This window comes from Caminibacter sp. (assembly GCF_053999135.1).
The window spans coordinates 1-3,210 of record NZ_JBMXVQ010000056.1; the positions used below are offsets into that span (position 1 = coordinate 1).

Annotated in this window: 5 protein-coding genes; 1 reads left to right on the forward strand and 4 read right to left on the reverse strand. The window is 31.7% G+C overall.

What is annotated here, in order from left to right; translation table 11 throughout:
- Positions 1-222: hypothetical protein (locus ACXJH6_RS04565; protein ID WP_456470582.1), on the forward strand; the 222-nt coding region annotated here is incomplete at its 5' end.
- Here the strand turns inward: ACXJH6_RS04565 and ACXJH6_RS04570 are convergent.
- The 4 genes from ACXJH6_RS04570 to ACXJH6_RS04585 form a co-directional block, all read right to left on the reverse strand.
- Positions 203-1,015, reverse strand: a complete 813-nt coding sequence (locus ACXJH6_RS04570; RefSeq protein WP_456470583.1) for a polysaccharide deacetylase family protein — start codon at positions 1,013-1,015, stop codon at positions 203-205. The two genes, ACXJH6_RS04565 and ACXJH6_RS04570, sit on opposite strands and share 20 nt — an antisense overlap.
- Positions 1,012-2,085: a glycosyltransferase family 4 protein gene (locus ACXJH6_RS04575; RefSeq protein ID WP_456470584.1), complete on the reverse strand. Its 1,074-nt coding sequence runs from the start codon at positions 2,083-2,085 to the stop codon at positions 1,012-1,014. The genes ACXJH6_RS04570 and ACXJH6_RS04575 overlap by 4 nt, the downstream gene beginning before the upstream one ends.
- A 10-nt stretch (positions 2,086-2,095) precedes the next feature.
- On the reverse strand, positions 2,096-2,857 hold the full coding sequence (locus ACXJH6_RS04580) for a polysaccharide deacetylase family protein (RefSeq protein ID WP_456470585.1): 762 nt from the start codon (positions 2,855-2,857) through the stop codon (positions 2,096-2,098).
- Positions 2,854-3,210: glycosyltransferase (locus ACXJH6_RS04585; protein WP_456470586.1), on the reverse strand; the 357-nt coding region annotated here is incomplete at its 5' end. The genes ACXJH6_RS04580 and ACXJH6_RS04585, both read right to left, overlap by 4 nt.

Genomic DNA, 3,210 nt, shown 5'->3' on the forward strand with positions numbered 1-3,210 from the left:
GATTTACAAAAAATGGTTGATAATAATATTTATTTTAAAGATTTAAGATTTCACAATATTTTATACCGTCCAAAAACGGATGAAATATTTTGGATAGATACGGATATTAAAATAATTAAAAACAGAAAAAAATATATTGATATGTTAAAAAAAGCGCTTAAACGAATGACTAAAAAACATCCCGAAACTTATGAAAAATTAATCAGCGCTTTAAAGCTTTAAATCTTTTTTTTAATTTTTGGAATTTCAATCTCAAATCCGAATAAATATTGCCGTAAAACGAAGAGTAAATATTTACCTTTTTATTTAATCTTTTAAAATAAACCTTTTCATCCCCCCTGAAACTGGATGCATCAATTCTTCTTATTATAAATTTATCGTGCTTAAACGAAAACGGACCTTCAATTGTAGAAAAAGCAAAATCGTATCCGCATCTCTTTACAGCCTCCAACGCGTTATCATCAAACCTTCCCCTCGGCCAGCAAAATCCGTAAAAATCCCTGTTTATTAAGGATTTAATAAAATTTTTAGATTCACACATTTGAAATTCAAGCTCTTCTTTTGAAAGATTTACACAGTTTTGATGAGTATGGGTGTGAGAATCAAATTCAATCAATCCGCTTGAATGCATCTCTTTAATTTCTTCTAATGACAAAAAATAATTTTTATCCGGATGTTTATTCAGTTCATGATGAGATTTAAAAGGCAGGTTCCGTTTTTTTTCTCCGGGTATCAGTGAAGTTATTAAAAATATGACAGCGGGGATATTGTGTTTTTTTAACACTTCGTATCCGTATTGATAATTATCATAATAGCCGTCATCAAACGTCAGCATAAGGGATTTTTTAGGAAGAGTGTTTTTTTTATTCAGATAATCGTAAAATTCCCTGTAAGAAATAAAATGAAACCCTTTTTGCTTAAATCTCACTATGAGTTTTTCCAAAATTTCAGGCGTAACGCTTAAAACGTCTTTTTGAGGAGTTACATGATGAAACATTAAAACAACCAGACTCATAACTGCTCCAAAAGTTCTTTTAACCTGTTTTTTAACACAGGCATAGTATAATTGTCTGATACGTATTTATAAGCGTTTTTACCAAGTTTTTCGGCAAAATCAGGTTCATTTATAAGTTTTTCAATCTTTGTCTGCAAATCTTTTACGTCTTTATAAGCGGCACAAAGACCTCTTTCCCCGTCCTTGATTAAATCGGACATGGGCTTTTGATTATAAACAACCGAAGGCAGTTTAGAAGCCATGGCCTCAAGCAAAACCGTCCCTAGCCCCTCCGAATATGAAGGAAACACAAAAATGTCAAATCCTCTCATAACATTTGCCGCATCTTCCCTGTATCCTGTCAAAATCACCCTTTTTTCATTTTTAAAGGTTTCCTGAATAACTTCCCCGACACTCCTTCTATACTCGCCTCCAAATATAAAATATACGTTTTCATATTTATGAATAATATTTTTTACCACTTCTATAAAATCATATACCCCCTTCTTTCTGTATAAAGACGTAAACATCCCCACAACCGTAGCATCAGAAGGTATGTTAAATTCATCCCTGAAAGTGCTTTTGGTTTTGTCAAATTTTTCAATATCTATTACGCTTGGAAGGATAAAAAGCTTTTCTTCTCTTACGCCTATACTTAAAAAATAATCCCTTATAGCTTCCGATAAAACGCAAACCTTATCGGCCAGCCTTTTATGAAGCTGTCTTGAGAGAAAACTGTTGACGGGGAAAAGATTATGCCTTTCTCTTATAAATTTCGGTTTTTTAGAAGAAAATTTACTTGCCAAAGCCCCAATAACGGTATCGGTATGTCCATGGGTAAAAACAATATCAATATTTTTTTCTTTTATAAATTTTAAAAAGAAAGGAACGGTTTTAAAAAAATTTTTTTTATTCATACTAAGTTCTGTTACTTCAAATCCCAAATCTTTTGCTTTTTTTGCAATTTTAGAATTAGGATTGCATATTAAATAAACATTGTGTCCAAGTTCCCTTAAAAGCACCATTTCATTAATTACTTTATTCTGTTCTCCTCCCCACCCTTTTAATGTTTCCGTATGCAATATATTCATAAAACTTTCCTTATTTACTTTTAATTATTGAATAAATTTTACCTAAAAAATCATTATTGAATATAAAAAGCTGTTTTCTTATCCATTTTTCATCTTTTTTTACGGCAATTCTTTTTATTTCCTCCAAATATTTATCGGCTTTATTGATTCCCCTTTTGGTAGTATATAAAATCTCAAAATATTTTTTGGCTTTTTTTATCAGCTCTTCATTATATCTGCCTTTTGGCCAGCATAAATGCTTATCGTCAAACCCGAGGCGTTTTTTGATAATCTCTTTTGAAAGCAAAAATTCCTCATCCCATGCGTATTCTTTTTTAAAATAAAAATCCCTGTGTGAATGGGTATGAGAATGAAAATCAAAAACGTCTTTCATTTCATCTATTTCGGACCAGTTGAGAATAACCCTGCCGGGATTAACGGGCACCACCTTTTTAGCATCTTTATGTGCGTAAACTTTAAACTCTTCTTGTTTTTCGCTGGCTTTTTCCACCCATTCCGTTACAATAAAAACGGTTGCCTTTAATCCGTATTTTTTCAAAACGGGATATGCATAAACATAATTATCCCTCCAACCATCATCAAACGTTATAAAAACGCTTTTTTTAGGGACGTTTAATTCGCCTTTTTTATATTTTAAAAACTCTTCGCTTGTTAAGGTTTTATAACCGTTTTCATATAAAAACCTCATCTGTCTTTCAAACTCTTCCACACTGCTTGTAATAAAACCCGACTTAGGTAAAACATGATGATACATTAATACCATTACACTCAATTTAACACCTTTTTATAAATTTTTAAAACTTTTTCTATCATTTTACTCTTTGAAAAATTTTCTACAATAAAATCCCTTGTTTGGACTTTAATATCGTTTAACAGCATTTTTTCTATTTCATTCGCGAGTGTTTTTTCATCGGCAGGAGGTATTAAAATAAAATTATTTCCGTTATATAAATCTTTTACACTTCCGACATCACTGACTATAGCAGGTTTATTCATCATCAAAGCCTGTATAAGGCTCTGAGGGACCCCTTCGTTTAAAGAAGGCAATACAAAAATATCAATTGCGGCTAAAAACTCCCCGGGGTCGGTATGCCCTAACAGTTTAAAATCCATACCTTCAACTTC

What these genes read in the sequence shown, in the direction of transcription:
- ACXJH6_RS04575 (WP_456470584.1), bottom strand. Translation starts at nt 2,085, where the DNA reads ATGAATATATTGCATACGGAAACATTAAAAGGGTGGGGAGGAGAACAG.
- ACXJH6_RS04570 (WP_456470583.1), bottom strand. Translation starts at nt 1,015, where the DNA reads ATGAGTCTGGTTGTTTTAATGTTTCATCATGTAACTCCTCAAAAAGAC.